This is a genomic window from Rahnella inusitata, from assembly GCF_965118895.1.
Classification (GTDB): Bacteria; Pseudomonadota; Gammaproteobacteria; order Enterobacterales; family Enterobacteriaceae; genus Rahnella; species Rahnella inusitata_A.
In genome coordinates this window covers 216,863-233,553 of record NZ_CBCPJJ010000008.1, presented here as the reverse complement: position 1 = coordinate 233,553, position 16,691 = coordinate 216,863, and the positions used below count along the sequence as shown (strand labels likewise).

The 16,691-nt window shown below is 53.7% G+C and carries 13 protein-coding genes; 7 read left to right on the top strand and 6 right to left on the bottom strand.

The window, feature by feature from the left end; all coding sequences use genetic code 11:
* The first annotated feature begins 4 nt into the window (after positions 1-4).
* Entirely contained in the window at positions 5-1,081 is a 1,077-nt protein-coding gene (gene fbpC, locus ACMHLI_RS06960; RefSeq protein WP_413529017.1) for a ferric ABC transporter ATP-binding protein, read from the top strand.
* Between the two features lie 58 nt (positions 1,082-1,139).
* On the opposite strand, the gene ACMHLI_RS06955 is transcribed toward fbpC, so the two are convergent.
* Complete coding sequence (locus ACMHLI_RS06955; protein WP_413528818.1) at positions 1,140-2,621, bottom strand: SulP family inorganic anion transporter; 1,482 nt, start codon at positions 2,619-2,621, stop codon at positions 1,140-1,142.
* 216 nt (positions 2,622-2,837) lie between these two features.
* Here ACMHLI_RS06955 and ychF point away from each other — a divergent pair, with 216 nt between their 5' ends.
* From ychF to ACMHLI_RS06935, 4 genes are all read left to right on the top strand, one after another.
* Entirely contained in the window at positions 2,838-3,929 is a 1,092-nt protein-coding gene (gene ychF / locus ACMHLI_RS06950) for a redox-regulated ATPase YchF (RefSeq protein ID WP_112167694.1), read from the top strand.
* Positions 3,930-4,114: 185 nt separating this feature from the next.
* Positions 4,115-4,462 carry an HNH nuclease YajD gene (gene yajD, locus ACMHLI_RS06945; protein ID WP_413528817.1) on the top strand — a complete coding sequence of 116 codons (348 nt, stop codon included), beginning with the start codon at positions 4,115-4,117 and terminating at the stop codon, positions 4,460-4,462.
* A 199-nt stretch (positions 4,463-4,661) separates the two neighbouring features.
* On the top strand, positions 4,662-5,300 hold the full coding sequence (locus tag ACMHLI_RS06940) for a nitroreductase family protein (RefSeq protein ID WP_413528816.1): 639 nt from the start codon (positions 4,662-4,664) through the stop codon (positions 5,298-5,300).
* Positions 5,301-6,098: 798 nt separating this feature from the next.
* Positions 6,099-6,479: a SymE family type I addiction module toxin gene (locus ACMHLI_RS06935; protein WP_413528815.1), complete on the top strand. Its 381-nt coding sequence runs from the start codon at positions 6,099-6,101 to the stop codon at positions 6,477-6,479.
* A 71-nt stretch (positions 6,480-6,550) separates the two neighbouring features.
* Here ACMHLI_RS06935 and ACMHLI_RS06930 read toward each other — a convergent pair whose 3' ends face one another.
* Positions 6,551-7,195, bottom strand: coding sequence for an NADPH-dependent F420 reductase (locus tag ACMHLI_RS06930; RefSeq protein WP_413528814.1), 645 nt, complete (start codon positions 7,193-7,195; stop codon positions 6,551-6,553).
* Between the two features lie 105 nt (positions 7,196-7,300).
* Here ACMHLI_RS06930 and ACMHLI_RS06925 point away from each other — a divergent pair, with 105 nt between their 5' ends.
* The gene (locus ACMHLI_RS06925) at positions 7,301-8,188 is read left to right on the top strand and encodes a LysR family transcriptional regulator (RefSeq protein WP_413528813.1); all 888 of its coding nucleotides are present in this window, start codon (positions 7,301-7,303) and stop codon (positions 8,186-8,188) included.
* A gap of 188 nt (positions 8,189-8,376) precedes the next feature.
* On the opposite strand, the gene ACMHLI_RS06920 is transcribed toward ACMHLI_RS06925, so the two are convergent.
* The 3 genes from ACMHLI_RS06920 to ACMHLI_RS06910 all read right to left on the bottom strand — a co-directional run bounded on the left by ACMHLI_RS06920 (position 8,377) and on the right by ACMHLI_RS06910 (position 12,243).
* Entirely contained in the window at positions 8,377-10,704 is a 2,328-nt protein-coding gene (locus tag ACMHLI_RS06920; RefSeq protein ID WP_413528812.1) for a molybdopterin-dependent oxidoreductase, read from the bottom strand.
* Positions 10,705-10,936: 232 nt separating this feature from the next.
* Positions 10,937-11,938, bottom strand: a complete 1,002-nt coding sequence (locus ACMHLI_RS06915) for a Gfo/Idh/MocA family protein (protein WP_413528811.1) — start codon at positions 11,936-11,938, stop codon at positions 10,937-10,939.
* Positions 11,935-12,243, bottom strand: coding sequence for a putative quinol monooxygenase (locus tag ACMHLI_RS06910; RefSeq protein WP_413528810.1), 309 nt, complete (start codon positions 12,241-12,243; stop codon positions 11,935-11,937). Before ACMHLI_RS06910 ends, ACMHLI_RS06915 begins: the two co-directional genes overlap by 4 nt.
* A gap of 276 nt (positions 12,244-12,519) precedes the next feature.
* On the opposite strand from ACMHLI_RS06910, the gene ACMHLI_RS06905 reads away from it, so the two are divergent.
* Positions 12,520-13,707 carry a NupC/NupG family nucleoside CNT transporter gene (locus ACMHLI_RS06905; protein ID WP_413528809.1) on the top strand — a complete coding sequence of 396 codons (1,188 nt, stop codon included), beginning with the start codon at positions 12,520-12,522 and terminating at the stop codon, positions 13,705-13,707.
* A 148-nt stretch (positions 13,708-13,855) separates the two neighbouring features.
* Here ACMHLI_RS06905 and ACMHLI_RS06900 read toward each other — a convergent pair whose 3' ends face one another.
* The gene (locus ACMHLI_RS06900) at positions 13,856-16,633 is read right to left on the bottom strand and encodes a flavocytochrome c (protein ID WP_413528808.1); all 2,778 of its coding nucleotides are present in this window, start codon (positions 16,631-16,633) and stop codon (positions 13,856-13,858) included.
* Between the last annotated feature and the right edge of the window lie 58 nt (positions 16,634-16,691).

Genomic DNA, 16,691 nt, shown 5'->3' with positions numbered 1-16,691 from the left:
GACCATGACCACTGAACACCCGGTTAAACCGGCACCGGCAGAAGCCACCAAAAGTTTTGTTGAACTGAAAAGCGTCGCCAAGCGTTTCGGCACCAATACCGTACTGGAAGGCCTGAATCTGGCGATCCCGAAAGGCAAAATGGTTACCCTGCTCGGCCCGTCAGGCTGCGGCAAAACCACCGTTCTGCGCATGGTCGCCGGGCTGGAAAAACCCTCTGAGGGGCGTATTTTCATCGACGGCGAAGATGTCACCGATCGCTCCATTCAGCAGCGTGATATCTGCATGGTGTTTCAGTCCTACGCACTGTTCCCGCACATGTCGCTGGGAGAAAATATCGGTTACGGCCTGAAAATGCTGGGAAGGCCTAAAGCCGAGATCCGTGACCGCGTGCGTGAAGCCTTATCGCTGGTCGATCTGGACGGGTTTGAGGACCGCTATGTCGATCAGATTTCCGGCGGCCAGCAACAACGAGTGGCGCTGGCGCGCGCGTTGATCCTCAAACCTAAAGTCCTGCTGTTTGATGAGCCGCTGAGTAACCTCGATGCCAACCTGCGCCGCAGCATGCGCGAAAAAATCCGCGAGCTTCAGCAGCAGTTCAACATCACCTCGTTGTACGTGACGCACGATCAGAGCGAAGCCTTTGCGGTATCCGATACAGTACTGGTGATGAACAAGGGCAAAATCATGCAAATTGGTGCGCCGCAGGAGCTGTATCGCCAGCCTGCCTCGCGCTTTATGGCAAGTTTTATGGGTGATGCTAACGTCTTCCCGGCGGATTTACACCGCGACACGGTGGAGATTTTCGGCTACCACATCCCAAAACCGGCGGCGTTCGCGCCGGGAATGCAGCAATGTACGGTCGGCGTGCGTCCGGAAGCGATCACCCTCGGGCTACAGGGTGACGACAGCCAGCGCTGCACCATCACCCACGTTGCCTATATGGGCCCGCAGTATGAAGTGACGGTGGAATGGCACGGACAGTCTCTGCTGTTGCAGGTCAACGCCACGCAGCTGCAACCTACCGCCGGTGACAACTTCTTCCTGCAAATCCACCCGTACGGGATGTTTGTTCTGGTGTAATGACGTCATGGTGACGCAATGAAAAAAGGTGCCGTTTTTATGCGGCACCTTTTGCATTTCAGAGGGTATCTTCTGCGACGTAATACTCAGGATCGTCTAATTCGTGACTACAAAACGGCCCGGCTTTTTTCAGCAGGCTCACACAGTCGTTGCTCAGATGCCGCAGCCGGATGGTTTTTCCGGCCTCGAGATAACGCGCCGTCAGCTTATCAATCGCTTCGACACCGCTGGAATCCATCACCCGCGTACCTGCAAAATCCAGCACCACGTTTTGCGGATCATTTTTCGGCTCAAACAGCTCCGAGAACGACGCCGCCGAGCCGAAAAATAACGGGCCTTCCAGTTTATACACCGTCAGATCGCCCTTAGTTTTGTGCTCGCGAATGCGGATCCGCGCCTGCTGCCAGGCAAAGACCAGCGCTGAGATAATCACGCCGCTGATGACCGCGACAGCCAGATCGGTAAATATCGTAATCACCGTGACAATCACCATGACCAGGGCATCGGCTTTCGGCATACGACGAAAACGACGCAGCGAACTCCACTCGAAAGTGTTGTAGCACACGACCAGCATGATCCCCGCCAGCGCCGCCACCGGCAGCAGACCTATGTAACCGGAAAGACTCACCACGAACAGGATCAACAAAATCGCGCCAACAATACCTGAGATGCGCCCGCGTCCGCCGGAGGTGAAATTGATGATCGATTGCCCAATCATCGCGCAACCGGCGAAGCAACCGAACAGCCCGCAGATCGTATTACCCGCCCCCTGCGCGATGCTTTCACGGTTACCGTTGCCCTTGTGGCCGCCCATTTCATCAAGCACCGTCATCGTCAGCAGCGATTCAATCAGCCCGACCAGCGCGATCACCACCGCATACGGCAGCACGACTTTCAGCATGTCGACCGTGAACGGCACGACCGGCAGGCTGAAGTGCGGTAAGGCGCCGGAGATATCCGCCAGATCGCCGACCCGCAGCGTGTGCAGGTTAAAACCAATCGCCACCGCCGACACCACAATCAGCGCCGCCAGAGACGCGGGAATGATTTTGGTGAGTTTTGGGAACACCACCACCACCGCAATCGCCAGCAGCACCAGCCCGTACATCAGCGGCCCCTGCCCGGAGATCATATGCAACTGCGCCAGCATAATCACAATCGCCAGCCCGTTCACAAATCCGTGAACCGCAGGCAGCGGCACCAGCCGGATAAACTTCCCGAGCCGGAACACGCCGATCAAAATCTGAATCACACCGGCGAAAATCGTCGCCCACAGCACGTATCCCATGCCGTGCTGCGACGCCAGACTCATCAGCACCACCACGATAGACCCAGCCGCACCGGACACCATCCCCGGTTTTCCGCCGAACAGCGCCGTCACCAGCCCGATAATAAATGCCGTGTGCAACCCGACAATCGGCGACAGCCCGGCCACCAGCGAGAACCCCACCGCTTCCGGGATCATCGACACCGCCACCACAAATCCTGCCAGCGTTTCATTCTTCACTTCCGACAACTTCAGACCACGCGGGCTAAACATAAAACATCCGGTTCATTTCCAGTCAGTTAAAAAATTGTGACAAGTATCTAAAAATGGGCAAAGCGAGGCAAGGTTTAATCCATCCTTTGAGGATTACCGCGCGACAAGCGGATCGAGAAAAACATGGATTTTGTGTATAATGCCAAACATTATGGTCATTACATCAGGCAATTAACTTTAATTACCTGATAACTAAGATATTAAGGTGAGAAAAACATGGGATTCAAATGCGGTATCGTCGGCCTGCCGAACGTCGGTAAATCCACTCTGTTCAATGCGCTGACCAAAGCGGGTATCGAAGCAGCAAACTTCCCGTTCTGCACCATCGAACCTAACACCGGCGTCGTGCCAATGCCCGATCCGCGTCTCGACCAGTTGGCCGAGATCGTAAAACCGCAGCGTATCCTGCCAACCACCATGGAATTCGTGGATATCGCCGGTCTGGTAAAAGGCGCATCCAAAGGTGAAGGCCTCGGTAACCAGTTCCTGACCAACATCCGTGAAACCGAAGCCATCGGCCACGTGGTGCGCTGCTTTGAGAATGACAACATCATCCACGTAAACAACAAAGTGGATCCGGCTGATGACATCGATGTTATCAACACCGAACTGGCGTTGTCTGACCTCGACACCTGTGAGCGCGCCATTCACCGCGTACAGAAGAAAGCCAAAGGCGGCGATAAAGATGCGAAAGCCGAACTGGCTGCGCTGGAAAAATGTCTGCCACAGCTTTCCGAAGCGGGCATGCTGCGTGCACTGGATCTGACCGAAGAAGACAAAGCGGCAATCCGCTACCTGAGCTTCCTGACGCTGAAACCGACCATGTACATCGCCAACGTCAACGAAGACGGTTTCGAGAACAATCCGTACCTCGATATCGTGCGTAAAATCGCCGAAGCCGAAGGTTCCGTCGTCGTTGCCGTGTGCGCCGCCGTGGAATCTGACATTGCTGAGCTTGATGACGCCGATCGCGAAGAATTCATGCAGGAACTGGGCTTAGAAGAGCCGGGCCTGAACCGCGTGATCCGCGCCGGTTATGAGCTGCTGAATCTGCAAACTTACTTCACCGCTGGCGTGAAAGAAGTCCGCGCATGGACCATCCCTGTCGGCGCCACTGCGCCACAAGCCGCAGGTAAAATCCACACCGACTTCGAGAAAGGCTTCATCCGCGCACAAACCATCGCGTTCGAAGACTTCATCACCTACAAAGGTGAGCAAGGCGCGAAAGAAGCCGGAAAAATGCGTTCAGAAGGCAAAGAGTACGTTGTAAAAGATGGCGACGTGATGAACTTCCTGTTTAACGTCTAAGTTAATATTCAGCTCGCACAGATCTGAATGTTGTTTAAAAATCCACGCCACTGCGTGGATTTTTCTTTTTACCGCGCAGCAAAAAGTCCCTCTCCGCCCCCGCTTTCATTTCTCCTTCTGCCCCATTACGCGATATATTAGACACATTCTTTTAAGATCCTCTCTTTGTAACAGGTAACATCGTCATGGCACTGATCCCCAAAAACTACCCGCGGCTGGAAAGCGGCTATCGTGAAAAAGCGCTAAAAATCTACCCGTGGGTTTGCGGCCGCTGCACGCGGGAATTTGTTTATTCAAATCTGCGCGAACTCACGGTTCACCATATCGACCACGACCATACCAACAACCCGGAAGATGGCAGTAACTGGGAATTATTGTGTCTGTATTGTCATGACCATGAACACTCCAAGTACACGGAGGCTGATCAGTACGGTACCCGCGTTGTGGCAGGAGAGGACGCGCAAGATGATGTTGAAGCAGCCACCTATAATCCCTTTGCGGATTTGAAGTCGTTGCTCAATAAAAAGAAATAAGATGAGAAACAGAAATGCAACGTCGGTGATGTTGCATTTCAGAATAATGGACTTTTTCTACACCTCAATCCGGCAGTTCCCAGGGCTCAAATTCACAAAACCTCCCACCAAAGATCATGCGATCATCCCCCGCTATTGATAAAAATGATCCCCAAAAGGCAAGCGCACCGCTTCACACTTAATCCTTCAGGAAAACAAGATGACGACCTTAAATGAAAGACTGGCATGGCGCTACGCGACCAAAAAATTCGATGCAACGAAAACCGTGTCTGCTGAAAAACTCGAACGTATCGTAGAAGCCGTGCGTCTGGCACCGACGTCGAGCGGGCTCCAGCCGTTCGAACTCTTTGTAGTAACCAATCCTGACGTCCGCGCAAAAATCAGAACGGTGTCCTGGGATCAGGCGCAGGTGACCGACTGTTCACACCTGCTGGTCTTTGCTGCATGGGACGACATCACCGCAGACCGCGTCAATATGATGTTTGATCTGACCAACGACGTGCGTGGATTTAAAAACGAAGGCTGGGAAAACTATCGTCAAATGCTGTTGGGCATCGTCGCCGATCGCGGAACCGAAGCAAATTATCAGGCCGCTGCCCGTCAGGCGTATATCGGCCTTGGTGCTGCGCTGATTGCAGCAGCGTTCGAAGAAGTAGATGCCACGCCGATGGAAGGTTTTGATCCGGTGGCGGTGGATGAAATTCTCGATTTGAAATCCAAAAATTTACGCAGCGTCGTGATGCTCCCGCTGGGTTATCGCGCCACAGAAGGTGACTGGCTGGTGAACCTGAAGAAAGTGCGTCGCAGCCGCGAAAACTTTGTGACTGAAATTAAATAAACCGGATTTCAGACTGGAATAGAAAATCCACGTGAGAGCGTGGATTTTTTTATGGATTAATATTCATTACTCCTCCGGCAATCACTGTGGCAAATGCCAATTTTCAGAATAACCACATCATCGTAATGCATAACAAAGTACTGATTACCTCTGTTGAATTCTGCATCAACATCAATGCCTTCTTTGACTAAGTAAGCATCCAGATCTCGCACTGCACGGGGAACGTCTTTTACACCCGTCCATGTCACTCGTTGTTCAGAATTGGAGGCACCGTCAGTTTCGGATACACTATAAATAGCCGTCTCCGAGGCCGCAGGAGCATTTTTTATAAGATCTGCGGTAGATTATAATAGTCGTACCAGTCGGATTTTTTATATTCCAGTCCATCACCAACATGAATAGTCCAGCAGATAACATAGACAACCAGAAGTATAAAAAGAAACAGAGAGAGTAATAAAAACCTGCTAAACCATCTGAAAATTAAGGACAAAATCCACCTCTCTTATAGTCTTTCGTTAATTAATAACTACAAACATCATTACCCTAAAATGCCGTACACGATAATGCCATTACACACTTAAAACAAATGCCATATATCAATACAAAATCAAGATCAATACATGCTGATTATAATTAAATGTCCGCTAAAAAAACCTCATCGTTTCCACAAATATCTTTCATTGGATTAATAATTTCTAAAGCGTAGTATTTAATTTTATGGCTTATTGAAATAAGTCATAAAATGAGAAGTGCGAAATGGAAGTTTATAAATAGAAATTTAAGAAACGCGGAATTGACGTGCAGCAACACCTCAACCCCGCTGACCAATCAACTATTAAACGGAATAGAAAAATGGCTAACACGGATTCTAAATCAAATACTGCCCCGCTCAAACCTTTACGTCATTACATTGTGGGATATGTTCCAAATCCTTATCGTCATCCGCAGATTTGCGTAAAAGGCAAATGGCTTGAGGAGGCCGGATTCAGCACCGGTATGCCCGTGACAATAAGAGTGATGAAAGGCTGTCTGGTGATCACCACGCAACCGCAGGAAAAGGATATTCAGGAATTCCTGCAACCGGCACGGGAACTCTCCGCACAAAGTCAGAATGAACTTATGCAAATGATTAACGGTTTAGTATTAAAGGATAAACTGCTACATCCTGAAGGGGTGTAAATATTTTAATAAAGAGGATCAATCCACGCGATGGTGTGGATTGATATTTATAATATAAATTCTGAGACAAATTAACTACCCAGTGGCTTAAACCTCTGAGCCTGCGCCAGAACCCGCTCGAGCTCCCCTTTCGTCATTCGCACGCAATAACTCGGCATTGCACGCTGGAAGCGCCAGCCTTCGGACAGTGCGCCTGCATCCACCGCGTCAAAACCAAACGCATCATAAAGACTGACGATAATCTGCTTGGTTGCCTTATCGTCACCGGCCAGCGGCAATGCGCGGCGGTCGGGGGCTCCGGCGGGCAGGCCGTCGGTTTCGAGATCGGTCATCTGAATCGCATTGAAGGCTTTGGTGATTTTCGACTGCGGCAGAAAACCGGCCAGATATTCGCTGGTAGTCGTCAGCTGTTGATCGAGTTCCGCCACCTGCCCGTCGCGTTCAGGATAATAATTGACGGCGTCGATGACTGCTTTTCCGGCAAGTTCCGCTACCGGCAGTTGCCCGAGGGCGGTCAGAGGGACTGCGATAACCACAATCTCGCCATAGATGGCAGCCTCCGTGGCGGTGCCTGTCTCACAACCAATCATTGGCTTGAGGCTGAACAGCGTCTGCGGCCCGCGGGAATTACTCAACATGACCTGATGTCCGGCCTTGATCGCCTGTTTCGCCACCGCTCGCCCTACAAATCCCGCACCGATGATGCCTATTTTCATGATTATCACCTTTCAATTGTCTGTCAGAAGGTTAAGAATAATTCGACACCCTGCGTTGATAAATACTCGATATCAGCACAGACAAACAACAAACAGGAGTGAATCGTGGATCGTCTCACCAGCATGAACGTCTTCGTCAGAGCCGCCGAACTTGGATCCTTCGCGGCGGCGGCAGAGGCGTTACGCATATCCCCGCAGATGGTAGCGAAACACATCGCCCGGCTGGAATCGCGGCTGGGCACAGCGCTGCTGAACCGCACGACCCGCCGCCAGCATCTGACGGATATCGGCAGCAGCTACTACGAACGCTGTAAAATCGTGCTTGCCGAGGCTGAGGCGGCCGATGCCATCGCGCTGGAGATGAAAGCCACGCCATCAGGCATTATTCGCGTCAATGCGCCGGTGACCTTTGGTGCATCGATGCTGGCACCGTTCATTACACAATATCTGGATAACTATCCCGGCACGCAGGTGGAGCTGACGCTGAGCGATCGCATGGTCGATCCTGTCGAGGAAGGTTATGAAGTGATCCTGCGCATCGGTGAACTGCACGACGGCCCGCTGATTGCGTATCCGCTTCGGCCATACCGGCTGATTGCCTGCGCCTCGCCGGAGTATCTTGCGCAGAATGGCACGCCGGTTACCCCCACCTGTCTGGCGCAGCATTCCTGTCTGGTTTATGGGATCTGGTCACCGCAGTCGCCCTGCCGCTGGCTGTTCACTAAGGAGGGCAAAACGCAGGAAGTGCGCCCTGAAGGCCGTTTTCGGGCGAATGACTGGCGGGCTCTGTTGCATGCAGCGGTCAGAGGTTATGGCGTAACGCAGGGGCCGGAAGACGTATTGCGGGAAGAAATCAACGCCGGGCGTTTGGTGCAAATACTGCCCGATTACACGTGTCCTTCGCGACCGATGCACGTCCTCACGGCGGCGGGTTTACGGCAGACAGTCAAAATTCGGAGCTTTATCAAAGCGGTGACTGAAACTTTTGGCTAACATCTGAAACGCAGACCGTGTCTGGCCGGCCTGGATTTACGCGCTTATCCTGCTCACAGTTACCAATATTTAAAAGGCTGGAAATGAAGACTGCGCTGAAGGCGTTGGAACTGAAGGGCTGACCTGCTGTACAAGCAAAAATCCTCTGGCATTCCCGCGAAGGAACGCCAGAGGATGCACGTTTCCTGTTATTCCTGCGTGCTGTCACCGGCATTCACGAACGCTGGCGGCTGGAAAGCGGTGACGTCGGGCAGCGGCGCGTCCCAGCGTTCAATGTCTATCCAGCAACTTTGCGCGCTGCACCCCTGGCCGAGCCGCGAGCTGCCGCGATCTTCCGTCAGCACGTTCGGGTTACCGTGTTTATCCAGTGAATCCGGCAGGGTCGGATCCTGCGGGTCATACCATGCGCCCGTCGACATCTGCACCACGCCCGGACGCAGGTCTTCACTCAGATGCACACCCGCCAGAATCGCCCCGCGATCGTTAAACACCCGCACGATGCTGCCTTCGACGATCCCGCGCGGTGCGGCGTCCTGCGGATGCAGCCACAGCGGTTCGCGGCCTTGTATTTTTGTCCGGCGGCTGACTGCACCCTGATCGTACTGACTGTGCAGACGCGTACGAGGCTGGCTGGAAAGCAGATGCAACGGCCAGCGTGCGCTGACCTCCAGCTGTGCCTTGGCCTCCGGTTCGTACCAGAAAGGATGTCCGGGACACTCTTCATAATCAAAACCGGCCACGGTCTGCGAGAAAAGCTCAATTTTCCCGGACGGCGTGGTCAGAGGTGAACCCACCGGATCATCGCGGAACGCTTTGAGGAAGATTTGCGGGGTGTCTGGCCGCGTATATTCCAGTTTGCCCTGCTGCCAGAAATCATCGAAATCAGGCAGTTCGATGCCATCGGCCTGTGCGCGCGGCGTGGAAATCTCATAGATATGGCGCAGCCAGGCCATTGGATCGCGTCCTTCACTGAACGTCTCGCCAAAACCCAGCTTCTCCGCCAGCCCGCAGAAAATCGCGTAATCGCTCCGCGCCTCATCCACCGGCGCAATATGCTGACGCATGGCGATCATAAAACCGTCATTACTGGAACTGCCGATATCATCCCGCTCAAGTGACGTTGTCACCGGCAGCACGATGTCGGCAAATTTAGCCTGCGCGGTCCAGTACTGTTCGTGAACCACCACGGTGTCGGGTTTACGCCATGCCTGCGTCAGCCGGTTTAAATCCTGATGATGGTGAAACGCATTGCCGCCCGCCCAGTACACCAGCCGGATGTCAGGATAATGGCAGTGGCTGCCGTCGAACTGATAAGGCGCGCCGGGATTGAGCAGCATGTCGGCCAGTCGCGCGACGGGGATGGGTTGTTTCACCGCATTTTGCCCCATCGGCAAACGCGGGCCGGAGAAAGTTCGGCGGTCCGATCCCGCCAGATTCGTTGACGCGTAGGCGAAGCCCAGCCCGCCGCCGGCGGTGCCAATTTGCCCCAGCAACGCCGCCAGCGCCACCGTCGCCCAGAACGTCTGTTCGCCCTGCCTTGCGCGCTGCAATGACCAGGCGATGTTGATCATGGTGCGTTTTTGCGACATCTCACGGGCTAGCGCACGGATCTGTTCCGCGCTCACGCCGGTCAGCGGTTCCGCCCATTCCGGCGTTTTTGGTCTGCCGTCGTTCTGTCCGATCAGATATTCACGAAATGTTTCAAAGCCTTCGGTGTGGCTGGCCACAAAATCTGCGTCATAGCGCGACTCGTCAATCAGCACATAGCTCAACGCCAGCAACAGCGCGGTATCGCTGCCTGGTTTGAGGGATAACCATTCGGCGGATTTTACTCCCGAGAGATCATTTTTCACCGGGCTGACGTTGATGAAGCGCGTACCGGTCTGCTCCATTTTTTGCAGCCAGTATTTCAGGGAGTGATCGTTCGCGCCGCCACCGTTAACCTGCGCATTGCGCAGCGGCAGGCCGCCAAAGGCAACAAACAGTTCGCACTTCTCCGCCAGTACCGACCAGTGGGTGTGTTGTTTTTGCAAAACATCGAGGTCGCCGATAATGTGCGGTAATAACCGCTCAGCAGCGGCCAGACTGTAGGTGTTGGTGCTGCCGCTGTAGCCGCCAAACTGATTAAAGAAGCGGTGCAACTGGCTCTGCGCATGATGAAAACGTCCGGCACTCGACCAGCCGTAGGAACCGGCATAAAACGCCGCATTGCCGTGGGTGTCTTTTACCCGTTGCATCTCCCCGGCGACCAGCGACAGGGCGGTTTCCCAGCTCACTTCCACAAAAGGCTCTTTACCACGTCCTTCGCGCGACGCGCTGCCGTTTTGTAAATAGCCCAGCCGGACGGCGGGACGGCGTACGCGGCTGCTGCCATCGACGGCTCCAACCAGAGACTGGCCGATTTCAGACGGATTGCGATCCCATTCCACCGGTGCCACGGCAGTTAACGCGCCGTCCTCGGTGGTGACACGGTAGGTTCCCCAATGCATAACGGCTAAATCGTGGTTTTTTTTCATGTTTGACAGATTTTCATTATTGGCAGGTTTTTATTTATGAGCAGGTCAATATAAGACAAAAAATCACCCTATCACAGCCGGATCTCCTGCCGCTACGCCATCGGTGTTATTTCTATTTTTATCATACAGTTATCTGCTATGAGCATTAGACAACGTGAGAGCTGGCGTGAAAGTCTGCTAACCGGTGTAAAAAAAGGCGCAGATATCTGCGCCTTCTTATTAATTCATACGGTTAACACACCGTCCTTTCCTCCCATGCCGTCAGCAGGGCCATAATCTCTCTCGAATCCTGCGGTCTGGCCGCCGGACGTGCCAGCGTGCGTTCACCGCTGTGCAGCGCCTGCCAGACCTGACGCACCTGATAGTGGAATGCGTCGCCGTCGGCTGTCAGGTCATAAACCTGCGCTTCGCCTTCATACGGCGTGATGCGGATCTGGTTACCCTGCGCTTCCGGCAGCCACGGGTTGGAGACGATCTCCATCCGCCCTGCACTGCCCGCCACTGAAAATGCCCAGAACATGCCGTAGTCTTCCGCACAGTGCAGCTGTGCCAGCGCGCCGTTGGCAAACTGGATCGTGGCGGCGGTTTCGCCGACATTGCCGTCTCCGGCGTTGCGGCGTCCGTGGGCTGTCAGGTTCCAGGCCGGGAAAGTGCCATCGCCAGTGGCGTTTTGCATCACCAGATGGATAAGCGAAGCCGGATAACAACCGAGATTGTAAATGGCGCCCTTGCTTCCCGGATTCACAAATTGCGCAATCGAGGCACAGTAGCTGGCGTTGATCGACTTCACCTCGCCCAGTATTCCGCTGCCGACGATCTCGGCGATTTTCGCGGCAAACGGGTGCGTCAGATACATCAGCCCTTCGAGGAAAAACACCTGGTTATGCTCTACCGCAGCAAGCGCCGCATCGGTATCGGCCATGTTTACCGAGAGGGATTTCTCGCACAGGACGGCTTTACCGGCGTTCGCGGCCTTGATCACATACTCATGGTGAATGTGGTTCGGTAAACCGATATACACAACATCGACTTGCGGGTCGTTAATCAACGCATCGTAGCTGTCGTAAGCGTGCTCCGCCGGATGCTGCCGCACGAAATCCGCCAGCCCCTGCGGCGATCGTCCGGCGACGGCGTACAGCAGCGAACCGTCGTGTTGTTCAATCGCATCCGCCATGATGCCGGAAATAAAGCTGGTGCCGAGCACGCCCCAGCGGAGGCTTTTGTTGTGCGTCATACGGCAGGCTCCCGGACCGGTAACTGGCATAAGGTGGCGTGCACAAATTCTGTCAGGCCGGAATGGATAAAGCGCTGAGTGTGCGGTTCGTCGAAGTGACGCTGCGAGGCCGCTTCGTCTTCGTAACGTTCCCAAAGGATGATGCGGCGCGGATCTTGTTTGTCCTGTAGCGCCATCGCGAAGGAGCAGCCCGCTTCGCTGTTCATATCAGCGCAAAACTGCTCGATTGCGGCCAGCGCCTGTTGAATATCTGCATCCGCTTTGATGCGGATCTCAGCGTTAACAAAATGTCCTTGTGTAAACATATTTTCCCCGAAGGTTTTGCGAAGGTTGCAGGTGATACCGGAGGCAGTATTGCATGAAAAAATGCACTGCATAATATAATTCCGTTCACCAAATCAGTGCGAACTAATAAAATTCTCACCACTTCGGTGCGTTATTTAAAATAGCAGACTCCGATTGTTTCTTTTTTGAACGCAATCGATTACCTGTGCGCAACGCAATGAAAAAAGCAGATGAGTTTTGTGAGGTTGCTGTTATAGTTCGCGCTTAAAACACCACTCACATCATTTGGATCCTCCATGACGTCAAATATATTGCATTTTTTACTTAGCCTTATAATGATATTCGGCATTGGCTGGTTGATTAGCTACAACAAACGCGGCGTTAAACTGCGCTACGTCGTGCAAATTTTGGTGATCGAAATCGTACTGGCCTGGGTTCTGCTTTACAGCCAGGCAGGCGTTTACCTGATCTCCGGCCTTTCCGGCGTGTTCACCAATCTGATGAGCTACGCACGCGTCGGTACCGACTTCGTGTTTGGCGGTCTGGTCAATGATAATCAGTTCAGCTTCTTCTTATTCGTATTATGCCCAATCATCTTTATTTCCGCGCTGATTGGTATTCTCCAGCACCTGCGTATTTTGCCATTAATGATTAAAGGGATCGGTTATCTCTTATCTAAAATTAACGGAATGCCACGACTGGAATCCTTTAATGCCGTGAGTTCTTTATTGGTCGGACAATCTGAAAACTTTATCGCGATTAAAGATATTGTCCCGCACCTGAATGAACGCCGCATGTATACATTATCCGCCACCGCCATCTCGACCGTCTCCATGTCGATTGTGGGTTCGTACATGACCCTGCTGGAACCACGTTATGTGATGCTCTCGCTTATTCTGAATATGCTTTCTACCTTTGCGGTATTGCAGGTGGTGAACCCGTATTCTGACGAAGCGGATAATGAGATGCCTAAGCTTACTGTACCGAAACACAGCTTCGTAGAAATGCTGGGCGAGTACATCATGGCCGGTTTCAAAATGGCGATGATCGTGGCTGCGATGCTGGTCGGCTTCAACGCCCTGCTGGCGATGATCAATGCCATCTTCATGGGCGGTTTTGGTAAAAGCTTCCAGGACATCATTGGCTACCTGTTCTACCCGGTTGCCTGGTTAACCGGCATCGTCAGTCAGGATTCCCTGACCGCTGGCAGCATCATGGGCACCAAAATTGTTGCCAATGAGTTCGTCGCAATGCTGCAGATGAAAGACCTGATCGCGCACCTCGAGCCGCGCACCGTGGCAATCCTGTCCGTCTTCCTGGTGTCTTTCGCCAACATTTCTACCGTCGGGATTATTGCCGGAGCGGTAAAAAGTATCGAAGAAGTTCAGGGCAACATGGTCGCCCGCGCTGCGTTCCGCCTGCTGGTGGGCGCAACGCTGGTCAGCCTGCTCTCTGCGTCCATCGTGGGTCTGGTTTACCGTTAATTTGCCGTAATTAGCGTCAACCTCTGAAAGAGTCCGCCCACTGTGGCGGACTTTTTTTTGAGCGCCATCCAAAAAAAATCCACGCCGGAGCGTGGATTCAAATGACTGCCTGTTTTCACCGCGACCCACAGGTTGCTGTCAATATTACTTAACCGCGTGCCAGTGCTGCCGCGTTACGCCCCGCCAGAATACCGAAGATGATGATATCGGCGACGGCGTTACCGCCGATGCGGTTAGCACCGTGGATGCCGCCCGCGACTTCACCTGCCGCCCATGCACCGGTGATCGGCTGTTTCTGCGCATCCAACACGGCGGTGTCGGTATTGATCACCACGCCGCCCATAGTGTGATGCACGCCCGGCGCGATGCGGATGGCGAAGAACGGCCCCTGATTGAGCGGGTGACGCAGCGCAGTGGTACGACCGAAATCTTCATCCTTCTTCTCCACCACAAACAGGTTATAGCGTTCCAGTGTCTCGGTCAGTGCAACCGGGTTCATGTTCAGCTTCACCGCCAGCTCTTCCGGCGTCGGGGCGCTGAGCACAAAACCTTTGGCGATATACTCATCGGCCGCTTTGTTGTTGGCACGTACCTGCTCATCGAAAATCACCCACGCGCTTTTCTCTGGCAGCGAGATGATTTCTGCAGAGACTTTGTCGCGCGTCTCCATCTCGTTATAGAAACGCTTGCCCGCCTGACTCACCAGAATCGCCCCGCCGCCGCGAATGGACTCTGAGATCAGGTATGACGTTGTCTGCTCAACGGTCGGGTGGATTTGGATCTCGCCCATATCGACGGTATCCGCGCCGATTTTTTGCAGCATGGCGATACCGCTGCCGGTCGCGCCCTTGTGGTTAGTCGTCACAAAACCATCGAGCTCTGGACGATACTTCACCACCATCTCACGGTTGGCACTGAAACCGCCGGTGGCGACGATGACACTTTTGGCATTCAGAATGCGGCTGTCGTTGTACTCATCGACGACTTTGACGCCGGTCACCGCGCCATTCTCATACAAAATCTCGGCGACGGAGGTTTCGAGCAGCACTTCGATATCGCGTTTGTTGATGTTTTTCACCAGCCCGCTGATCAGGAAGCCACCCACCGCCGAGCGGTCTTCCGGGCGATGCGTGCGGTCGATGCTCATGCCGCCAGTGATGGTGATGTCGTTCAGCTCAATCTCTTTCGCCGCCAGCCATTCGATGGCCTCAGGGGCCAGTTCGACAAACTCACGCAGCAATTCCGGGTTGTTTTTGAATTTGCCGCCTTTCAATGTTTCTTCGTAGAACAGCTCTTTATTGTCTTCGATGCCTTTGATTTTCTGGAAACGGGTTTCTGCCGCATTCATTCCCACCGAGGCTTTAATGGTGTTGCCGCCAATGGTCGGCATTTTCTCAATAATGACCACGTGAGCGCCTTCGTCATGCGCCTGAATGGCTGCTGCCAGCCCCGCGCCGCCGCTGCCAACGATGACCACATCGTAATTTTGCGGTGCCTGCGGATTACCGCCTTCTTCGATGACGTGTTCTTTGCTGGAGGTGGTCAGCGCGCGGGAAACCGCTTTCTTCAGCGCCTCACTCTGCGTGGTCGCGCCGGTGATGGCATCGACGTGCGGACTGTTGGCGACCAGAATGCGCGAACGCAGCTGTTCGAAAGTGGTGGTGAAATCGACGTCGAGCGTGTCGTCCTTCACCAGAGAGATATCGGTGATACGGTCGGTATCGAGCGTCACGCTGATTTTTAGTTTCAGCGCTTCGGCTTCGACTTTCTCCTGATACACCCCGGCTTTGTATTTACGGCCAGTGGTGCTGGTGTCGCGGATCATGGCGTCAACCAGTGAGAAGCGCCACAGCGGTTCCGGAATATTCAGTTCTTCGCGTTTGTTGCTGTCGATGAACAGTTCCAGATGATCGTTATTAATGATGCGATCGGCCCAGTCCGGATAAGCGATGCAGGCTTTACCCACCGCCACCAGATCAAAGCCGTATTCCAGTGCTTTCTCGGCGTCGGCTTTATTCACCACACCACCGACGCCGATCACCGGCACTTTCGCCAGGGTTTCAGAACGCATCGCGCGGAATTTGGTAATAAGCGGCGTCGGATCAGTCGTATCGACAATAGAAGGACGCAGCAGTTGCCCGACGGAGAAATGCACGTAGTCCAGCCCGCGCGCGGCGAGTTTTTCCAGCAGATACAGGGTGTCGTCAAAGCGGATGCCCGGCACTTCCAGCTCTTCCGGCGAGAAACGGTATCCGATAATGAAATGATCGTCGGCGAAGCGATCCGCCATTTTGTGAGTGATTTCGAGGACCTCCATCGGGAAGGTCGTGCGCTTCTCGCGGTCGCCGCCCCATTTGTCGGTGCGCTGGTTGGAGTTTGGCGAGTAGAACTGCTGGATCAGATAAGTGTTCGCGCCGTGAATTTCGACGCCGTCAAATCCGGCTTTGATCGCACGGTTCACCGCATCACCAAATTTGGTGATCATCACTTCAACTTCTTCGCCGCTCAGCTCTTTCGGCGTGGTCGCGCCTTCACGCGGTGCCGCCAGCGCACTTGGTGCGACCGGCGTTCTGCCGCCAATCAGCTCTGGCTCGACCATGCGGCCGCCGTGATAGATCTGCAAAACCGCCTTCGAGCCTTTGGATTTAATGGCATCGGCGATCTTTTTCAGTCCGGGGATTTTGTTGTCACTGTCGATAGCAATCGCGCCGGGAAAGGCCGGGCCCATGCGGTCAATGAAGCAACACTCAACGATGATTGTGCCAATGCTGCCAGCGCGGTCGCGGTAATACTCCACCAGTTCACTGGTCACCGTACCGTCGTAAAAACCGGTACAGGTGGTCATCGGTGCCATCAGCAGGCGGTTTTTCAGCACCGCGCCGTTGGGCAAGGTAAGAGGATTAAGAACCGGGGTGAGCTTATTCATTGTGATCGACTCCAAAATGTAAACGCTTTGATTTTTTTCGTGGGCGAATGACTTACCG

What these genes read in the sequence shown, in the direction of transcription:
- fbpC (WP_413529017.1), top strand. Translation starts at nt 5, where the DNA reads ATGACCACTGAACACCCGGTTAAACCGGCACCGGCAGAAGCCACCAAA.
- ACMHLI_RS06955 (WP_413528818.1), bottom strand. Translation starts at nt 2,621, where the DNA reads ATGTTTAGCCCGCGTGGTCTGAAGTTGTCGGAAGTGAAGAATGAAACG.
- ychF (WP_112167694.1), top strand. Translation starts at nt 2,838, where the DNA reads ATGGGATTCAAATGCGGTATCGTCGGCCTGCCGAACGTCGGTAAATCC.
- yajD (WP_413528817.1), top strand. Translation starts at nt 4,115, where the DNA reads ATGGCACTGATCCCCAAAAACTACCCGCGGCTGGAAAGCGGCTATCGT.
- ACMHLI_RS06940 (WP_413528816.1), top strand. Translation starts at nt 4,662, where the DNA reads ATGACGACCTTAAATGAAAGACTGGCATGGCGCTACGCGACCAAAAAA.
- ACMHLI_RS06930 (WP_413528814.1), bottom strand. Translation starts at nt 7,195, where the DNA reads ATGAAAATAGGCATCATCGGTGCGGGATTTGTAGGGCGAGCGGTGGCG.
- ACMHLI_RS06920 (WP_413528812.1), bottom strand. Translation starts at nt 10,704, where the DNA reads ATGAAAAAAAACCACGATTTAGCCGTTATGCATTGGGGAACCTACCGT.
- ACMHLI_RS06915 (WP_413528811.1), bottom strand. Translation starts at nt 11,938, where the DNA reads ATGACGCACAACAAAAGCCTCCGCTGGGGCGTGCTCGGCACCAGCTTT.
- ACMHLI_RS06910 (WP_413528810.1), bottom strand. Translation starts at nt 12,243, where the DNA reads ATGTTTACACAAGGACATTTTGTTAACGCTGAGATCCGCATCAAAGCG.
- ACMHLI_RS06905 (WP_413528809.1), top strand. Translation starts at nt 12,520, where the DNA reads ATGACGTCAAATATATTGCATTTTTTACTTAGCCTTATAATGATATTC.
- ACMHLI_RS06900 (WP_413528808.1), bottom strand. Translation starts at nt 16,633, where the DNA reads ATGAATAAGCTCACCCCGGTTCTTAATCCTCTTACCTTGCCCAACGGC.